Here is a 16,969-nt window from a genome sequence, read left to right as displayed (position 1 = left end):
GCGTTGCGGGGGAAAGGGAATCACGCGGCGTACAGCGGGCCGATGGCCTGCAGATGCCGCTGGAAGCTCTGGTAGTGCGCCTGGTACTGCGCGCCGCGTTGCGCATCCGGCTGCGCGGAGCGCGTCGCATCGTCCTGCTGGTGCTGCAGCACCACCTCGGCCAGGCTGGCGCGCTCGCCCTGCGCCCAGCCATCGGCCCACAGCGCCTGCAGCGCGGCACCGAACGCCGCGCCCTCGGGTTGCGCCGGCACGTGCACCGGCAGCCCGAACAGGTCGGCGATGAGCTGGCGCCAGCCGGCGCTGTTGCTGCCGCCGCCGGTGAGGGAGATGGCATCGAACTGCAGGCCGGCGTCGACGAAGGCGTCGAAACCGTTGCGCAGGCTGTAGCTGGCGCCCTCCATCGCCGCGCGATAGAAATGCGCCGGCGTCGTGTTGTGCAGGTCCATGCCGGTCAGGCAGCCGCGCGCGGCCGGCAGGTTCGGGGTGCGTTCGCCGTTGAAGAACGGCAGCAGCACCAGTCCGTCGGCGCCGGGCGCGGTGGCGGCGAGCAAGGCCTCGCCCTGCCCGGTCTTGATGCCGAACAGGCGCGCGATGGTCTCGGTGGCCACCGTGCAGTTCATGGTGCAGATCAGCGGCAGCCAACCGCCGCTGGAAGAGCAGAACGCGGCCCAGCGTGCGTCCGGGTCGACCACCGGGCGCTCGGCGTAGGCGAACAGCGTGCCGGAGGTGCCCAGGCTCATGCTCAGACGGCCCGGCACCACGTTGCCGGTGCCGATCGCCGCCATCATGTTGTCGCCGCCGCCGGTGGCCACGCGGACCTCGCGCGGCAGGTTCAGCGTCTGCGCCGCGGCGGCGGAGAGAAGGAAACTGGTCTCGGTCGGCACCAGCGGCGGCAGCGCCGCGGCCAGGTCGCGCTGCGGATCGATCGCCTGCAGCAGCGGCGCCGACCATTGCCGGGTGCGCACGTCCAGCCAGCCGCTGCCGGAGGCGTCGCCGACTTCGGCGTAGCGCTCGCCCGTCAGCCAGAAGTTGACGTAGTCGTGGGGCAGCAGCACCGTCGTCATCGCCGCGTAGGCATCGGGACGATGCTTGCGCGTCCACGGCAGCTTGGAGGCCGTGTAGCCGGCCAGGATCGGATTGCCGGCCAGTTCCACGCAGCGCTGCGCGCCGCCGACCGCCTCCATGATCTCCTCGCACTCGCGCTGGGTGCTGGTGTCGCACCACAGCTTCACCGGCGCGGTGACCTGGCCCTGCGCATCCAGCGGCACGAAGCCGTGCTGCTGCCCGGACACCGCGATGGCCCGCACCTGCGACCGCTGTTCGGCGCTCAGTGCGGCGAAGCAGGCGACGATGCCGTCGATCCACCACTGCGCCTGCTGCTCGCGGGTGCCGTCGTCGCGGCTGATCAGGTCCAGCGCATGGCCGTGGGTGGCCACCACCTGCCGGCTGTCGGCATCGTAGGCGAGCAGCTTGACGCTCTGCGTGCCCACGTCCACGCCGATGTACAGACTCATTGCCCTACCCGCCACATCGTGCACGCACCCAGTTCCATCATCGCTCCAGAAGAAAGGCCGGCGTGCGGGGACCGCCCGCCGTGACGCCGAGTGTAGTGCGCACTGCACGCATCACGCAGCGGCGCATGATGACGCTGCGCGTCGCGCGCTGCCAGGCGGCCCGAGCGATGACGTACGCACGCACCGGATCCAGCCACCCTGCAGCCAATTCACGGTCAACGGATGCAGAAGCGGGACACGGATCGAGCCAACGGATGTCATTGCATGCAGGGACGGCCCGTCGCATGCGCGACACGATGACGACTGGCGCGGTCTCGACTCTGCGCAGGAGGTGTCTACACACGGCACCATCTTGATGCGCTGCATCAAACCTGCGCGCAAGGCGTGAGCACGTTGCAGCGGAGCGCATTCGATGCATCCCTTCTCCCCCTGGACCATGGCCCTCTTCGGGGAAGTACCCCAAGGAGCGGATGAAGCGCTGCGCTCCGTACCCTCACCCCAACCCCTCTCCCGAGGGGAGAGGGGCTCAAGCGCACCGCGGCTGCTTCGTTGTCACCGTCACGATCACGCCCACGCGTGTGAACACGCATCCCTTCTCCGATTGGGACCATGGCCCCCTTTTCGGGGGAAGGTGCCCCGCTGGGGCGGATGAGGGTACGGGCGTAGCGCGCATGTTTCGCTGCATCGCGACCCAGTCGGCACGCCACGGCCGCCAGCGTGCGGCAACCGACACTGGCAGCATCTCGCCTCGCGCCAGGCTCATCCGGCCCGCGCCGCGACGGCATGGCCGGTCCCCTTGCGCGGCACCTCCAGGGGTTGGCCGCGGTACTCCACGCTGGCGTCGGCCGCGGGTTCGAGCGCGCCGGCATCGTCGCGCGGGCCATCGACGAAGCGCACATGGATGCTGCGCCGGTCCTGCATGCCCGGCCAGCGCCCCTCGCGCGCGCCGATGCGCAGCACGCCCCTGGCCTGGTCCCACAGCAGCGGAATGCGGCTGAACTCGCCCTTCTCGTAGCCGTAGCCGGTGCCGTCGTCCTCGTACAGCGAGAAGCGGCCATCGGCGCCGGCATAGACCACCACGGTCAGCGGTGCGTCCGGGATCTGGTCGACGTACTGCTGCACGCGGGTCATCGGCACGATGGCGCCGGCGCGCACGAACAGCGGCATGCGCTGCAGCGGCGCGGCGGCGTCGATGGTCTGGCCGCCGGCGTGGCGCGCGCCACTGTTGAAGTCGATCCAGTCGGTGCCCGCCGGCAGGTAGACCTTGCGCGAGGTCGCACCGAAGCGGGTCACCGGCGCGACCAGGAACGCCGGGCCGAACAGGTACTCGTCGTCGATGTCGGCGACCTTGGGGTCGTGCGGGAAGTCCATCGGCAGGCCGCGCATCATCACTCCGTCGTGGTGATAGGTGTCGCCGGCGAGCGTGTAGATGTAGGGCAGCAGCGCGTAGCGCAGGCGGCTGTAGTAGGCCATGCTGGCGTAGTACGGCGTGCCTTCCGGCGCGATGTTCCAGATCTCGCGGTACGGGAACTGGCCGTGCGAGCGGAACAGCGGCACGAAGGCGCCGAACTGGAACCAGCGCGTGTTGAGCTCGCGCCACTCGGGCAGGTGCGCCGGGTCCTGGCTTTCGTAGCGCTTCTCCACGGCGAAGCCGCCGATGTCGAAGGTCCAGTTCGGCAGGCCCGACATCGACAGGTTGACGCCGGCGGAAATCTGCTCGCGCATGTCCTCCCAGCGCGAGGCGATGTCGCCGCTCCACACCGCCACGGCGTTGCGCTGGATGCCGGCGTAGCCCTTGCGCGAGAGGATGAATACGCGCTTGCCGTCGGCGGCACGGTCGCCGGCATAGACGCCGTGGGTGTGCGGCAGCGGATAGGCATTGAAGAACTCGGTGGACGGCCCCAGCGCGGTCGGGGTGGTGCGCGCCTTGCGCTCGGCGATGTCCAGGTTGGAATGCACGTCGGGTTCGTCGGCATCCAGCCACCAGGCATCGATGCCCTTGCGGTTGAGCGTCGCGTCGATCTGCCGCCAGTAGATCGCCTGCGCATCGGCCGCGTACGGGTCGTAGAAGGCGTTGGTGTAGCCCTTGCCGATCCAGTCCAGTTCTCCCACCTCGACGTTGCGCCGGTAGATGTGCCCGGCCGCGTCCAGCTCCTTGTAGTGGGCGGTGCTCGGATAGAACTTCGGCCAGACCGAGATCATCAGCTGCGCGTGGCTGGCGTGCACTGTGTTGACCATGCCGTCCGGGTCGGGAAAGCGCGCGCGGTCGAAGGCGTGCGAGCCCCAGGCGTTCTCGGGCCAGTACGACCAGTCGAGCACGATGTTGTCGATCGGCAACTGCCGCCGGCGGTACTCGGCCAGCACGCCGAGCAGCTCGTCCTGGGTCTTGTAGCGCTCGCGGCTCTGCCAGAAGCCGTAGGCCCACTTCGGCAGCAACACGGCCTTGCCGGTCAGCGTGCGGTAGCCGGCGATGACCTGGTCGGCGTTGTCGCCGGCGACGACGTAGTAGTCGATCATCTGCCCCGCTTCGGACCACAGCGACAGGTCGCCGGCTTCGGCCGCCGGCAGCGGGTCGCGATGCAGCAGCGCGATGTAGCTGGGATCGATCAGGTCCCATTCGACCTTGAGGGTATGCCGCTGGCCGGGTTGCAGCTGCAGCGCGAACTCGTGGTGCCAGGGGTTCCAGTTCTGCCGCCAACGGTCGACCAGCAGCTTGCCGTCGACCCACAGCCTGGCGTATTCGCTGGCGTAGAGCGAGAAGGTATGCGTGCCGCCGCGTTCGGCCTCGATCTGGCCTTCCCAGCGCACCTGCATGCGGCGCTTGTCGCCGGGCTTGGCCGCGGCGGGGAATTTCGCCAGGTCCTTGATGTATTGATAGTCGATGTCGGCTTCGCGACGCTCCAGCACCGGCTTGCCGTCGATCGCGTAATGCGCGGTCAGCGCACCGGGCTTGCCGTGCGCGTCGTACAGGCGCAGCGTCGCCGGCAGCGGCTGCAGCCCGCGCGGATCGCCGAAGCGGGTGATCGCGTTGTTGTCCCAGAGGATCCCGTAGTTGCGGCTGGACACGAGGTACGGCACCGCCATGTCGAGATTGCTCTGCAGCAGTTCGATGTCGTGGCCCTTCTGGTTCATCCAGCCCTGCTGGTGCTGGCCGAACCCGTAGAAGGCCTCGTCGGGCGGCGAGACGAAGCGCTGGCGCACGCTCAGGTAGTGGCGGCCCTCGACCTGCAACGGCGCGAAGCTGCGCCCGCCCGCCACTTCCGCCAGCAGCGGCGTGCCCTGCGCATCGCTGAAGCCGACATGGCCGTCGACGGTGGAGACCTGCGCGGTCATCCGCGCGGTCTTGAGCTGCACCGTGTCGCCGTGTTGCTCCAGCGTAAAGCCGGTGTCGCCCTGCACCGGCACCCGCATCAGGCTGGGTGTGCGCTGGAATGCGCCGGTCGGATCGGCACTGACCCGGACGATGCCGCGGTCGATCACCTGCAGGCGTACCGGCGCGGCGCCCTTGCCGCTGGGATGCACGGTGACGCCATCGGCATCGCGGGTCACCTGCTGCGCGGCGGCGGACGCGGCGACCGCGAGCAACGCCAGCGCCAACAGGCGTGGCAACGAAGGCGGCAGGCAACGGTTGGCGTGGTGCATGGTCACTCCCTTGGAAAGTCACGCGGCATGGCGCGTCTGGCGCCGCCGCATGGTCAATACGTCGCCAGGGTGACGCGCAGCAATTGCGGCACGTCGGAGAAGTTGAGCCCGTAATCGGTCTGGTCGCCGTTCCAGTTGCGCCGGAACCGCCATTGCTCGCCCTCATACTCACCCTCCTCCACCCGGTCGTAGAGCATGTCCGTGGTCGCCGCGCTGGCCGGATGCAGGGTCACCCGCGCATGCTGGGCGGTGATCAGGAAGGTGTCCGGGCCGAGTTCGGCGATCAGCGCCGCGCCGATCGGCGCAGGATTGCCGGGCGGCTCGCCCTGGAACCAGAACTGCGGCACGCCGTAGGTGACGGTGGCGCTCCAGCGCGCGTTGAGCGGCAGTTCCTGCACCGCCTGGCCCGGCGCCTCGGCGGTGCCGTGCAGCTTGCCGGCGGCCGCGGCGCGGGCGAACACGCGCATGCCCATGCCCACCGCGCGATAGCCCAGCGCGAACGGCGCCAGCGCCTGCGCGTCCACGCGCTTGGCACCGAGCGGATCGTTGGAGTAGCCGCTGTAGTCGACGCCGAAGGTGGACCAGCCGATGCCGTCGTGGCCCAGCGCCGGATACAGATAGCGCGCGTACTCGGGACGGTTGCCGGTCTCGGCGACGAACAGCGCGTTGTCGGGACGCGCGTAGCGCTGCAGCACCGTGGTGTACAGCGGATACTCGGGCATGTAGATGTCCGGCGCCAGCAGATCGATGTGCGGCGCTGCCGCCTTCCACACGTCGAGCACGTTATCGGTGGGGCCGCCGCTGGCGTACTGCCCGGGCTGGCCGGGATTGAACGGGCCGCGCAATGCCGCATTGACGTAGATCGGCAAGGGATACGCGGCCTTGCCAGCCTCGGCGATACGGTCGATGAAGTGCGCGATGTGCCAGGCATGGAAGATCTCGTCGGCCTCGGCGCCGAACACCTGCGCCCAGTTGCCCGGCGGCTTGCCGAGCCGCTGCAGCAATGCCTGCGGCACCGGGCCGTCGAACACGCGCTGCGCCATCGGCGAGAAATCGCGCGCACTGCCGTAGGTGCCCGGCTCGTTCTCGGCCTGCACCATGATCACGGTGTGCTGCGGATCGGCCTGGCGCAGATGCCGCATGAAGGCGACGAACGCTTTGCGATCGGCCTGCAGCGTGGCCGGCGCCAGCGGCGACAGCGAACCCAGGCGTCGCCCGTCGCGCGTGACCACGCGCGGAAAGCGCGCATCGTCGGTCTTGACCCAGTGCGGCGCGTAGTTTGGGCCGTTGTTCTTCCAGGTGCCGAACCACACCAGCACCAGCCGCACCCGTTGCGTGCGCGCCTGCGCCAGCAGGGTATCGACGAAGGAGAAATCGAAGCGACCCTCTTCCGGTTCCACCTGTTCCCAGGCGATCGGCACCTGCACGGTGTTCGGCCCCAGCGCGTGGATCGCCGGCCACACCTGCGCCAGCGCCGCCGGATAGTTGCTGGAGTTGTTGACCTGCGCGCCGAGGATCAGGAACGGTGCGCCGTCGACCAACAAGGCATGCCGACCGTCGCTGCTCACCAGGCGCGGGATCGGTGCCTGGGCCGGCGCCGATGTCGCGGCAGCGGGCGCGTGCGTCTCCGCCGGCGGTGCATCCGACGCGGCCTGGCAGGCGCTCAGCAGCAGCGACAGCAGGACCGGCAGCCGCCATGCGGTGCGAAACGCGCGCGACAGCGATCCGGTTCTTCGCATGCGGCCGGTGCCCTGCCTCACCAGTCGTCGCTGCGGAACGGGCCCACCGGCAACTGCTCGCGGTTGACCAGGTTGGCATCCTCGGGGTTTTCACTCCAGGCGTAGCGCAGTGCCTGCGGCTGCGGCACCGCGTCGCTGCGGACCACCACCTGGTCGCCCTCGATCCGCGCCTGCGCCGGATGGAAGCGGCGATCGGCGCCGGCCAGGGCGAAGCCACGCAGCACAGTGCCGCCGCTACGCACCGCCAGGGTGCTGCCCATCAAGTCGAACATCACCCGCGCCTGGCCATCGGCGAACGTGGCGCGCGCGAACGCCGGCGCGCTGTAGACCAGGGTTTCGCCGTAGGCCACATGGCGTGCGACCAGCGCCAGGCGATGCCCCACGTCCTGCTTGTTGGGGGGATGGATGTTGTCCGGCGTGCCGATGTCGATGGTCACCGCCTGCCCGGTGGCCGGCAGCGCCAGCGTCCTGGTCTGCGATTCGCGCAGTTGCGCCCACGGACTCAGGTCGCCCTGGTCGTTGCCCGCCTTCCAGTTGGCCAGTTGCACCCACAGGAACGGCAGCTGCGGCTGTCCGCGCTCCTGCCGCCAGCGCCCGATCAGCGAGGCGAACTGCTCGCGGTAGCGCAGCGCGCCATACGGGTAGGCGTTGCTCTCGCCCTGGTACCAGATCACGCCCTTGACCGGGAACGGCTGCAAGGGATGGATCATCGCGTTGTACAGCAGCGTCGGCACCTGGTTCTTGTCGTCGTTGGCGGCCAACGTGACCTGACCTGGGCGGAACTGCCAGTCGCCGGCCAGCGAACGCGGCTGGCCACCGTCGGGCTGCACGAAGAACGCCGTCGCATCGCCGGGAATGCCGCCGAAGCCGCCGGTATCCAGGATGCGGATCGCGATGTGGTTGACGCCGGCGCGCAGCGCTGCCGGCGGCACGCGGTAGCGGCGCGGCTCGGTGTAGCGCCCTTCGGTGTGGCCGACCTCCACGCCGTTGACGTAGGTGGTGTCGGCATCGTCGGCCGGGCCGATGCCCACGACGGCGCCGGTCTTGGCTTCGGCTGCACTGAGGGTAAAGGTGGTGCGATACCAAGCGACGCCGTCCATGCCGACGTAGCCATGCTGTTCCCACAGCCCCGGCAGCGGCTGGCGGTCCCAGTCGCGGTCGTCCAGATCGGCGGCGGACCAGCCGGCATCCGCATCCGCGGTGGTCGGCTGTGGCCAGCGCGCCACGCGCCGCCGGGTCTCGCCGAGGTCCTGTGCGTCCTTGGCCTGCATCTGCGCGATGCGCGTGCGCACCTGCGCCGCGTCCACGCCCGGCGAGGCCGCGTCCATCCAGGCCTCGATCGCACTGCCGCCCCAGGTGCTGTCGATGATGCCGATCGGCACGCCGGTGTGCTGGCGCAGGTCGCGCGCGAAGAAATACGCCACCGCCGAGAATGCGCCGGCGGTGGCGGGCGTCGCCGCAACCCAACTGCCGCCGGGCAGCCGTGGCTGCGGCTGCGCCGACCAGGCCTTGGGCACCTTGAAGTTGCGCAGTTGCGGATCCGTCGCCGCCGCCACTTCGCGCGCGCCGTCGCGCGCCTGCGCCAGCGACCACTCCATGTTGGACTGGCCGCTGGCCAGCCACACGTCGCCGATCAGCACATCGCCGATGCGGCGCTGGCTGCCGTCGCCCTGCACCTCCAGCACGTACGGGCCACCGGCCGCATGCGCCGGCAACTGCAGTCGCCAGCGGCCATCGCGGCCCGCGACCGCACTGGCGCTGGCACCGTCCAGGCGCGCCTGGATGCGTGCGCCAGGCGTGGCCCAACCCCAGACCGGAATCGGTGCATCGCGCTGCAGGACGGCGCCGTCGGCGAACAGCAACGGCAGTTGCAGCTCCGCCGCGGCCGGCCATGACGCGAACGCCAGCGCCAGCAGCGCCAGGCGAACGGTGGGATGCAGCGGTCTTGTCATGAAGCGGTTCCTGCGTCGGGAGAAAAAGCCGGCCGCAGCCACCTGCCTTGCCGCAGGCGGTCCGCGTGCCGGAGACGGCTGCGCGCCTACCAGTTGGCGCGCAGCACCAGCGAGTAACGACGATCGTTGACGAACCAGCTGCGCGTGTACAGATGCCGGTCGACCTCGCCATCGCTGTAGGAGGTCGGCCCCATCAGCACCTTGGTCTCCGCGTTGGTGATGTTGTTGGCCTGGATGCCCAGTTGCAGGTGCGGCGAGAACCGATAGAACACCGAGCCGTCGAGCTGGCCGTAGTCGTCCGACCAGGTGGGCAGCTTGGTCGACACGTCGCTGGCGGTCAGCAGATAGCGCGAACGCCAGTTGTAGGCCAGGCGCACCGACAGCGGGCCCTTCTCGTAAATGCCGGCGAGGTTGTAGCTGCGCCGCGACAGGCCTTCCAGCGGCAGCGCCACGCCGGTCACGGTGGTCTTGGTGTAGGGATCGGTGGCCGTGTTCACGCCGCCGCTGCTGTCGACGAAGGTGAAGTTGGCATTGACGCCGAAGCCGCTCATCCAGCCCGGCAGCGAATCGAAGAACTGGGTGTAGCCGTACTCGAAGCCGCGGATGCGGCCCTTGTCCATGTTGTACGGACGCGTCACCAGGAAATCCTGGCCGCCGTAGTTCTCGGTGACGGTCTGGTTGGAGAAGTAGTCCTTGACGCTCTTGTAGAACAGCGTCACGTACATCATGTCGCTGCTGTCGAAGTACCACTCCAGCGCGGCGTCGTACTGGTCGGCCTTCATCGGCTTGAGGTTGGGGTTGCCGGCGGAGCCGGTCCAGTCCTTCAGCGAGCCGTCGTCGTTGACGGTGGCCGTCAGCAGCAGATACGGCTGCAACTGGGTGTAGTCCGGCCGCGCCATCGCCTTGGACGCGGCAAGGCGCAGCTGCAGCGCATCGGAGAACTTGAAGCGCAGGTTCAGGCTCGGCAACACGTCGGTGTAGCTGCCGCGCGCGTCGTTCGGGAAGTACTGTCCGTAGTACTGGGCCTTGAGCACGTCCGAGGCCGAGGTGGCGGACAGGTCCGGATACTGGCCGTAGCCCGAGGCCTCGGTCCTGGTCTGTACCACGCGCACGCCGATATTGCCGTCCACCGGCACGCCCAACGCGGTGTCGTTGCCGAAGTACATCACCATGTACGCGGCCTGGGTGCGTTCGAACTGGCGGTTGGTGTCCTGCAACTGGTACTGGTCCGGTGACCAGCCATAGCCGCGCAGTGCGACGATCTGCTCGATCAGCGCCGAGGTGCCGGCGTAGTCCTTGACCGCGCTGTTGCGCGGGAAATACAGGTTGTTGGGCACGCGCACCTTGCCGCGCAGCAGGTTCGAAAAGGAATACAGCGACGAGGACGCGGTCATGTAGCTGGCCAGGTCGGCCAGGCCGGTGGCGGTGCCGGGGATGGTCGCCCAGTTGTCGCTGATCACGCCCCAGTTGTAGCCGGAATTCTTGTTGGTCTGGGTGCGGTCGGTGGCGCGGATGCCGGCACGGAAGGTGCGCAGCCACGGGTTGTCGTCGTAGCTGTACTCCAGGTCGAAGCGCGTGGCCAGTTCGCGGCCGCGGTTCTTGGCAAGGTGATCCATCGCCGCGCTCCAGAAGTAGTTGGAGGGGTCGGCGGTGTAGCTCGGGTCGGCCAGGGTCACTGCGGGATACGTGCCGCTGAGGTCGAAGGTCAGGCCCGGCAGATAGATCGAACTGAACAGGGTGAAATCCAGGGTGTCGCTCTGCGACTGCACCAGTTGCATGTCGCCGCGCACGGTCAGCCGGTCGGTCAAACGATGGGTGAAGCCGCCGGACAGATCGGAGGTGGTGGTGCTCTGCCGGGCGTAGCGGTTGTCGGTGTAGAAGCGCACGCCGTCGTTGCCGGTGACGTTGCCGCGCCAGGAACTGGACGCCGGCGACCCGCTGACGAAACGGCCTGCGTCGTCGTAGGTGAAGGTGGTACCGGGTGCCGGCGCGATGGCGTTGGTGTCGTCGTTGAAGAACGCCGCGCGCTCCTGCCAGTTCATGTCGTAAGACGAGCGCAGGTATTGCACGTAGAGGTCGGTGGCGTCGCTGGGCCGCCACTGGAAGGCGGCCGCCACGCCCTTGCGCTTGCGTTCGAACTCCAGCTGCCGCCAGTTGACACCTCCGGGCACGTAGACCTTGTCGAAGCTGGTGCCAGCCAGCAACGCGGGATCGGTGCGGCGCACGAACGGTTCCACCTGGATGCCGTCGCTGCGCGTGGCCAGTTCCGAGTGCGCCACATCGAGCATGAAGCCCATTTCGCCCAGGCCGGTGTTCCAGCGATCGCTGAACAGGAACGAGCCCGACGGCTTGTAGGTCTTGCTCAGGTCGCCGTAGTTGACGTCGGCGGTGAAGCCGATGACCCGGCCCGGCTGGTCGAACGGCATGCGCGTGCGCAGGTTGACCGTGCCGCCGAGGCCGCCTTCGATGATCTCCGCCGAGGGGTTCTTGTACACGTCCACGCCGGCCATCAGTTCGGCCGGCACGTCCTCGAAGCTGAGCCCGCGTCCGCTGGCGGCGCTGAAGCTGTCGCGACCGTTGAGTTCGCCGCGCACCTGGGTCATGCCACGGATCATCACCCCACTGCCTTCGGCCGAGAAGTGGTCCGGGTCGTTGCGCGCCATGAAGTGATCGATGGTCACGCCGCTGACCCGCTGCAGGGTCTCGGTGACGCTGCGGTCCGGCAATGCACCGATGTCCTCGGCGCTGACCGAATCGACGATCTGCTCGGCATCGTGCTTGATCGACTGCGACTTGATCAGGCTGCCGCGCACGCCCTTGACCTCGACCGCATCGAGCTGGGTCACCGGGTCGCCCTTCTTGCGCGCGGCAGGCTGCGCGCGCGCAGAGTCCGCCTCCTGCGCCAATGCCTGTGCGCTGAGCAGCAGGCCGATGCTCAGCGCGATGAGCGAATGCGGCAAAACACGGGGACGACGTGACGCTGCGGTCGGCAGAGCCGGACCACAAGAATGCTGCGATGCCATGCTGTTTCCCTCCCAGGAGACATGCACACAGACACGGGCGACGGTCGCACCAGGGCGCCGTCCTGCGAGTTGTGACGGCGTCGGTCTCAGCCGCTGCCGTATCGGATGGCGCCGCTGCGCAGAGTGGCAGGCCGGTCGCTACCGCGATCGGCCGAGACTAGGAATGCACTTGGCGTGAAACAAATGAAAAATTCCCGTCAATCTATGCGATTCCAGACTAGCGGGATGCGCACCACGGCATGTCTACGAAATCGTCCGCTTGTGATATCGCAGCGCCCGCGGCGGCCTTCAAACGCTTGCCGCCCGTTCGGGATACAGCCGCTTGGCGGCATTGCGCAGAGCCAGCAACACGCGTTCGGCGCCAGGCGGCAACAGATAGTCGCGACGGCGCACGATGCCAAACGATTCCATGCGCACGCCCAGCGTGATCGGCAACACGGTCAGCAGCTTGGCCTGCACGTACGGCGCCACCGCCTCGGCCGGCAGCGCGGCCAGCAGGTCGCTGCCGCGCAGCAGGCTGGTCATCACCGGCAGCGACGAGGTCTCGATGACATTCTGCGGCGCCGGCACCGCGTGCTCCAGGAACATCGCGTCCAGGCGCGCACGCAGCACGCTGTCGGCCGGCGGCAGCACCCAGCCGTAGCGGGCCAGGTCGGCATGGCGCAGGTCGGCGCGGGTGGACAGCGGGTGGCCGGCGCGGGCGATCACCGAGTGCGGCTCGTCGGCCAGCGGCTCGAACTCCAGCGCCTCGGCGCCGTAGGGGCCGAGGATGCGCCCGATCACGATGTCGAGTTGGCCGTCGAGCAGCTTGGCCACCAGCGGCCGGCTGTAGTCCATCTCCACCCGCACCAGGATGCCGGGGAACTCGCGCTTGACCTCGGCGATGGCCTGCGGCACCAGGTTGGTGCCCGGATTGACCACGGTGCCGATCGAGACCTGGCCCATGCGCCCCTCGCACAGCGCCGCGATCTCTTCCTGGGCGCGGCCGATCTCCGACATCGCCGCGCGTGCGCGGCGGATCAGCACCTGCCCATACCAGGTCGGTTCGACCCCGCGCGCGTGGCGCTCGAACAGCTTCACCCCCAGCAGGTCCTCCATTTCCGCCAGCAGCTTGGACGCCGCCGGCTGGGTCATGCTGGCCGCCTCGGCCGCGCGCAGCACCGAGCGATGCTCGTGCAACTGCAGCAGCAGCAACAGATGCCGGGTCTTCAGGCGCGCGGCGTTGAACCAGGGATTGGCGGAAGCATTCATCGTGGGCGGGCGTCCTGGGGGAGCGGAGCCGCGTATTCGGCGGCGGAATAGAATATGCCTAAAATTTCATTTGCAGAGCATAGCTCACGCGCGCAGGCTACGGCCCATCGCGCCCCCGCTGGCGTCGCCGTCGTCGGGCACCGGCCTGCCGGCTGCGGAGGCCGTCGGGTGGGGCCAGCGCGCCGACGCATGGCGCGGACTGCAGCGGCCCCGCCGTCCGGTCCCGCCGCTGCGCCGCGCTGGCCGGGCGCCTCCGTCACCGTCGTTTCTGCCAGGTATTCCGATGTCCGCCGCCTCCCCGTTCCGACTCCCGCTGATCGCGATCCTGCGCGGTCTCACTCCCGAGGACGCGCTGGCGCACGTCGGGGCGCTGGCCGACGCCGGCTATGACGCGATCGAGATCCCGCTCAATTCACCGCGCTGGGCCGACAGCATCGGCCCGGCCGCGCAGGCGTTCGGACAGCGCTGCTGGATCGGCGGCGGCACGGTGCTGCAGATCGGCGACGTCGACGCCCTGGCCGATCTGGGCGCGCGCTTCATCGTCACCCCCAACACGCGCCCGCCGGTGATCCGCCACGCGGTGGCGCGCGGCCTGCAGGTGGTGGCCGGCTTCGCCACCGCCACCGAGGCGTTCGACGCGCTGGATGCCGGCGCGCAGATGCTCAAGCTGTTCCCCGCCGCCACCTACGGCCCCGGCCACGTGCGCGCCCTGCGCGCGGTGCTGCCGGCGCAGGTGCCGCTGTTCGTGGTCGGCGGCGTCAACACCGAGACCCTGCACGACTACCTCGGCGCGGGCGCGATCGGCGCCGGCATCGGCGGCGAGCTGTACCGCCCCGGCCAGTCGCTCGCACAGACCCAGGCGCACGCCGCCGCCTTCCGCCACGCCTATCTGGACCGCGCATGAAGATCGTCCGCCTCACCACCTACCACGCCGCGCCGCGCTGGCTGTTCCTGAAGATCGAGACCGACGAGGGCATCACCGGCTGGGGCGAGCCGGTCATCGAAGGCCGCGCGCGCAGCGTCGAGGCCGCGGTGCGCGAACTCGGCGACAGCCTGATCGGCAAGGACCCGGCGCGGATCAACGACATCTGGCAGATGCTCTACCGCGGCGGCTTCTACCGCGGCGGCCCGATCCTGATGAGCGCCATCGCCGGCATTGACCAGGCGCTGTGGGACATCAAGGGCAAGGCGCTGGGCGTGCCGGTGTACGAACTGCTCGGCGGGCGCGTGCGCGACCGCATGAAGACCTACCGCTGGGTCGGCGGCGACCGCCCGGCGGCGACCATCGCGCAGATCCAGGGCTACCGCGACCTCGGCTTCGACACCTTCAAGTTCAACGGCACCGAGGAAATGAAGCTGATCGACGGCCCGCGCGCGGTGGATGCGGCGGTGGCCAAGGTGGCGCAGATCCGCGAGGCGTTCGGCACCGCCATCGACTTCGGCATCGACTTCCACGGCCGCGTCGCCGCGCCGATGGCGCGCGTGCTGCTGCGCGAACTGGAGCCGTTCAAGCCGCTGTTCGTCGAGGAACCGGTGCTGCCCGAGCAGGCCGAGTACTACCCGCGGCTGGCCGCGTCCACGCCGATCCCGCTGGCGGCCGGCGAGCGCATGTTCTCGCGCTTCGACTTCAAGCCGGTGCTGCAGGCCGGCGGCCTGTCGCTGCTGCAGCCGGATCTCTCGCACGCCGGCGGCATCACCGAATGCCTGAAGATCGCCAGCATGGCCGAGGCCTACGAGGTCGGCCTGGCGCCGCACTGCCCGCTCGGCCCGGTGGCGCTGGCCGCCTGCCTGCAGGTGGATTTCGTCTCGCACAACGCGGTGCTGCAGGAACAGAGCATCGGCATCCACTACAACGAAGGCGCCGACCTGCTCGACTACGTGCTCAACAAGGACGACTTCGCCTGCGACAATGGCGGCAGCATCGCCGCATTGCCCAAACCGGGCCTCGGCGTGGAGATCGACGAGGAGCGCCTGCGCCATGCCAACGCCAACCCACCCGACTGGCACAATCCCATCTGGCGTCACGCCGACGGCAGCATCGCCGAGTGGTGAGCCGATGAACACCTCTCTTCCGCCCCGCCACACCGCCACGCTGGCGGTGGACAGCCGCTGTGCGCATGGTGAGGGCATGCTGTGGTGCGAACGCCGCGGCGTGCTGTTCTGGGTCGACATCAGCGGCCGCCGCCTGTGGCGCCACGATCCCGCCAGCAACGTCAGCCGCCATTGGGACCTGCCCGATCGCCCCGGCTGCCTGGGCCTGTTCGACGACGGCCGCCTGCTGCTGGCGCTGGCCAAGGGCGTGTACGCGGCCGATCCGGATGCCGCCGCCGAGGCCGACAGCGCGCTGCCGCTGCAGCATCTGGCGGACGTGGAGCCGGAACGCGACGACACCCGCAGCAACGACGGCCGCGCCGATCGCCACGGCAACTTCGTATTCGGCACCATGAGCGAACGCGAGGACCAGGCGCCGGTCGGCAGCTTCTACCAATGGTCGGCGCGCCACGGCCTGCGCCGCCTGCCGCTGCCGGGCGTGGCCATTCCCAACGCGATCTGCTTCAGCGCCGACGGCCGCACCCTGTACTACTGCGACTCGGTGCAGCCGCGCATCCTGTGCTGCGACTACGACCCGGACAGCGCGCACACAGCCAACAGCCGCGTGTTCGCCGAACTGGACCATGCCGGCGCCGAGCCGGACGGTGCCATCGTCGACGCCGAAGGCCACCTGTGGAACGCGCAATGGCGCGCCTGGCAGGTGGTGCGCTACCGCCCCGACGGCAGCGTCGAGCGGCGTGTCGCCCTGCCGGTCAAGCATCCCACCTGCCCCGCCCTGGGCGGCGCCGATGGCGGCACGTTGTACCTGAGCACCTCGCGGCAGGATCACAGCGAGGACGAACTGGCACGCACGCCGCAGGCCGGCGGCGTGTACGTGGCCGCGGTCGGCATCGCCGGCCTGCCCGAAGGACGCATCGCCAGCGCATGATCGTCGTCGATTGGGGGACCAGCAGCCTGCGCGGCTATCGGCTCGACGCCGACGGCGGCATTCTCGACCAGCGCCGCAGCGACCAGGGCATCGCCGCCTGCCAGGGCCGCTTCGCCGCGACCTTGGCCACCCTGATCGACGGCTGGGACGGCGACATCGTCCTGTGCGGGATGATCGGTAGCCGCAACGGCTGGATCGAACTGCCGTACGCGCCCTGCCCGGCCGACGCTGCCGCCCTGGCCGCGGCGATGCAGCCACTGCAGGATCCGGCCCTGCCCGGCCGCACGCTGTGGTTCGTGCCCGGCGTGGCCAGCGACGCCGACGCCGTGCCGGACGTGATGCGCGGCGAGGAGACCCAACTGATCGGCCTGCTCGCGTTGCTTGCGCAGGAACCGCCGACGACCGAGGTCCACCACGTCTGCCTGCCCGGCACCCACAGCAAGTGGGTGACCCTGCAGGACGGGCGCATCGCCTCGCTGGCGACGATGATGACCGGCGAGCTGTACGCGCTGCTGCGCACGCACAGCCTGCTGGCGCGGCTGATGGACGCCGACGACAGCGCCTTCGATGCGGCCGCGTTCGACGCCGGCGTGCAGCGCAGCGGCGACCCCGGCGGGGTGCTGCACCACCTGTTCGGCGTGCGCAGCCTGGGCCTGTTCGAACGCCTGAGCGGCGCCGCGGCACCGTCCTACCTGTCCGGCCTGCTGATCGGCCACGAACTGCGCGCGCACCCCACCTTGCCGCCGGTGGTGCATCTGGTCGGCGGCAGCGGCCTGCTGGCGCGCTACGCGCATGCGCTGGCCGCGCTCGGCAGCCGCGTGCGCACCCACCCCGAGGATCTGGCCGCGCGCGGCCTGTATCGGCTGGC

At 69.5% G+C, this 16,969-nt stretch carries 10 protein-coding genes; 4 read left to right on the top strand and 6 right to left on the bottom strand.

Annotated elements, in window-relative coordinates:
• Nucleotides 1–20 precede the first annotated feature (20 nt).
• From xylB to CEK65_RS06260, 6 genes are all read right to left on the bottom strand, one after another.
• Entirely contained in the window at nt 21–1,514 is a 1,494-nt protein-coding gene (gene xylB / locus CEK65_RS06285; RefSeq protein WP_152181132.1) for a xylulokinase, read from the bottom strand.
• A gap of 759 nt (nt 1,515–2,273) precedes the next feature.
• Entirely contained in the window at nt 2,274–5,156 is a 2,883-nt protein-coding gene (locus CEK65_RS06280; protein ID WP_152181131.1) for a TIM-barrel domain-containing protein, read from the bottom strand.
• 53 nt (nt 5,157–5,209) lie between these two features.
• Nucleotides 5,210–6,895, bottom strand: coding sequence for a DUF5597 domain-containing protein (locus CEK65_RS06275; protein WP_152181130.1), 1,686 nt, complete (start codon nt 6,893–6,895; stop codon nt 5,210–5,212).
• A gap of 17 nt (nt 6,896–6,912) precedes the next feature.
• Entirely contained in the window at nt 6,913–8,847 is a 1,935-nt protein-coding gene (locus CEK65_RS06270) for a sialate O-acetylesterase (RefSeq protein WP_152181129.1), read from the bottom strand.
• An 86-nt stretch (nt 8,848–8,933) separates the two neighbouring features.
• Nucleotides 8,934–11,807 carry a TonB-dependent receptor gene (locus CEK65_RS06265; protein ID WP_343192909.1) on the bottom strand — a complete coding sequence of 958 codons (2,874 nt, stop codon included), beginning with the start codon at nt 11,805–11,807 and terminating at the stop codon, nt 8,934–8,936.
• Nucleotides 11,808–12,158: 351 nt separating this feature from the next.
• Nucleotides 12,159–13,121 (bottom strand): LysR substrate-binding domain-containing protein, encoded by a 963-nt coding sequence (locus tag CEK65_RS06260; protein ID WP_017913161.1) that lies wholly within the window; start codon nt 13,119–13,121, stop codon nt 12,159–12,161.
• A 283-nt stretch (nt 13,122–13,404) separates the two neighbouring features.
• On the opposite strand from CEK65_RS06260, the gene CEK65_RS06255 reads away from it, so the two are divergent.
• The 4 genes from CEK65_RS06255 to CEK65_RS06240 form a co-directional block, all read left to right on the top strand.
• Complete coding sequence (locus CEK65_RS06255; RefSeq protein ID WP_041500105.1) at nt 13,405–14,025, top strand: 2-dehydro-3-deoxy-6-phosphogalactonate aldolase; 621 nt, start codon at nt 13,405–13,407, stop codon at nt 14,023–14,025.
• Complete coding sequence (dgoD, locus tag CEK65_RS06250; protein WP_017913163.1) at nt 14,022–15,173, top strand: galactonate dehydratase; 1,152 nt, start codon at nt 14,022–14,024, stop codon at nt 15,171–15,173. Before CEK65_RS06255 ends, dgoD begins: the two co-directional genes overlap by 4 nt.
• A 4-nt stretch (nt 15,174–15,177) precedes the next feature.
• On the top strand, nt 15,178–16,101 hold the full coding sequence (locus CEK65_RS06245) for an SMP-30/gluconolactonase/LRE family protein (protein ID WP_152181128.1): 924 nt from the start codon (nt 15,178–15,180) through the stop codon (nt 16,099–16,101).
• A partial coding sequence (locus CEK65_RS06240) for a 2-dehydro-3-deoxygalactonokinase (protein WP_152181127.1) occupies nt 16,098–16,969 on the top strand: 872 nt, incomplete at its 3' end. The genes CEK65_RS06245 and CEK65_RS06240, both read left to right, overlap by 4 nt.

The organism is Xanthomonas sp. LMG 12459, assembly GCF_009192905.1.
Classification (GTDB): Bacteria; Pseudomonadota; Gammaproteobacteria; order Xanthomonadales; family Xanthomonadaceae; genus Xanthomonas_A; species Xanthomonas_A sontii.
Note: the sequence above shows the minus strand (reverse complement) of the source record. Positions and strands in the feature narration are given on the sequence as shown.

Bases quoted from the DNA above. Each gene is read 5' to 3' on its own strand.
- xylB (WP_152181132.1), bottom strand. From the start codon at position 1,514: ATGAGTCTGTACATCGGCGTGGACGTGGGCACGCAGAGCGTCAAGCTG.
- CEK65_RS06280 (WP_152181131.1), bottom strand. From the start codon at position 5,156: ATGCACCACGCCAACCGTTGCCTGCCGCCTTCGTTGCCACGCCTGTTG.
- CEK65_RS06275 (WP_152181130.1), bottom strand. From the start codon at position 6,895: ATGCGAAGAACCGGATCGCTGTCGCGCGCGTTTCGCACCGCATGGCGG.
- CEK65_RS06270 (WP_152181129.1), bottom strand. From the start codon at position 8,847: ATGACAAGACCGCTGCATCCCACCGTTCGCCTGGCGCTGCTGGCGCTG.
- CEK65_RS06260 (WP_017913161.1), bottom strand. From the start codon at position 13,121: ATGAATGCTTCCGCCAATCCCTGGTTCAACGCCGCGCGCCTGAAGACC.
- CEK65_RS06255 (WP_041500105.1), top strand. From the start codon at position 13,405: ATGTCCGCCGCCTCCCCGTTCCGACTCCCGCTGATCGCGATCCTGCGC.
- dgoD (WP_017913163.1), top strand. From the start codon at position 14,022: ATGAAGATCGTCCGCCTCACCACCTACCACGCCGCGCCGCGCTGGCTG.
- CEK65_RS06245 (WP_152181128.1), top strand. From the start codon at position 15,178: ATGAACACCTCTCTTCCGCCCCGCCACACCGCCACGCTGGCGGTGGAC.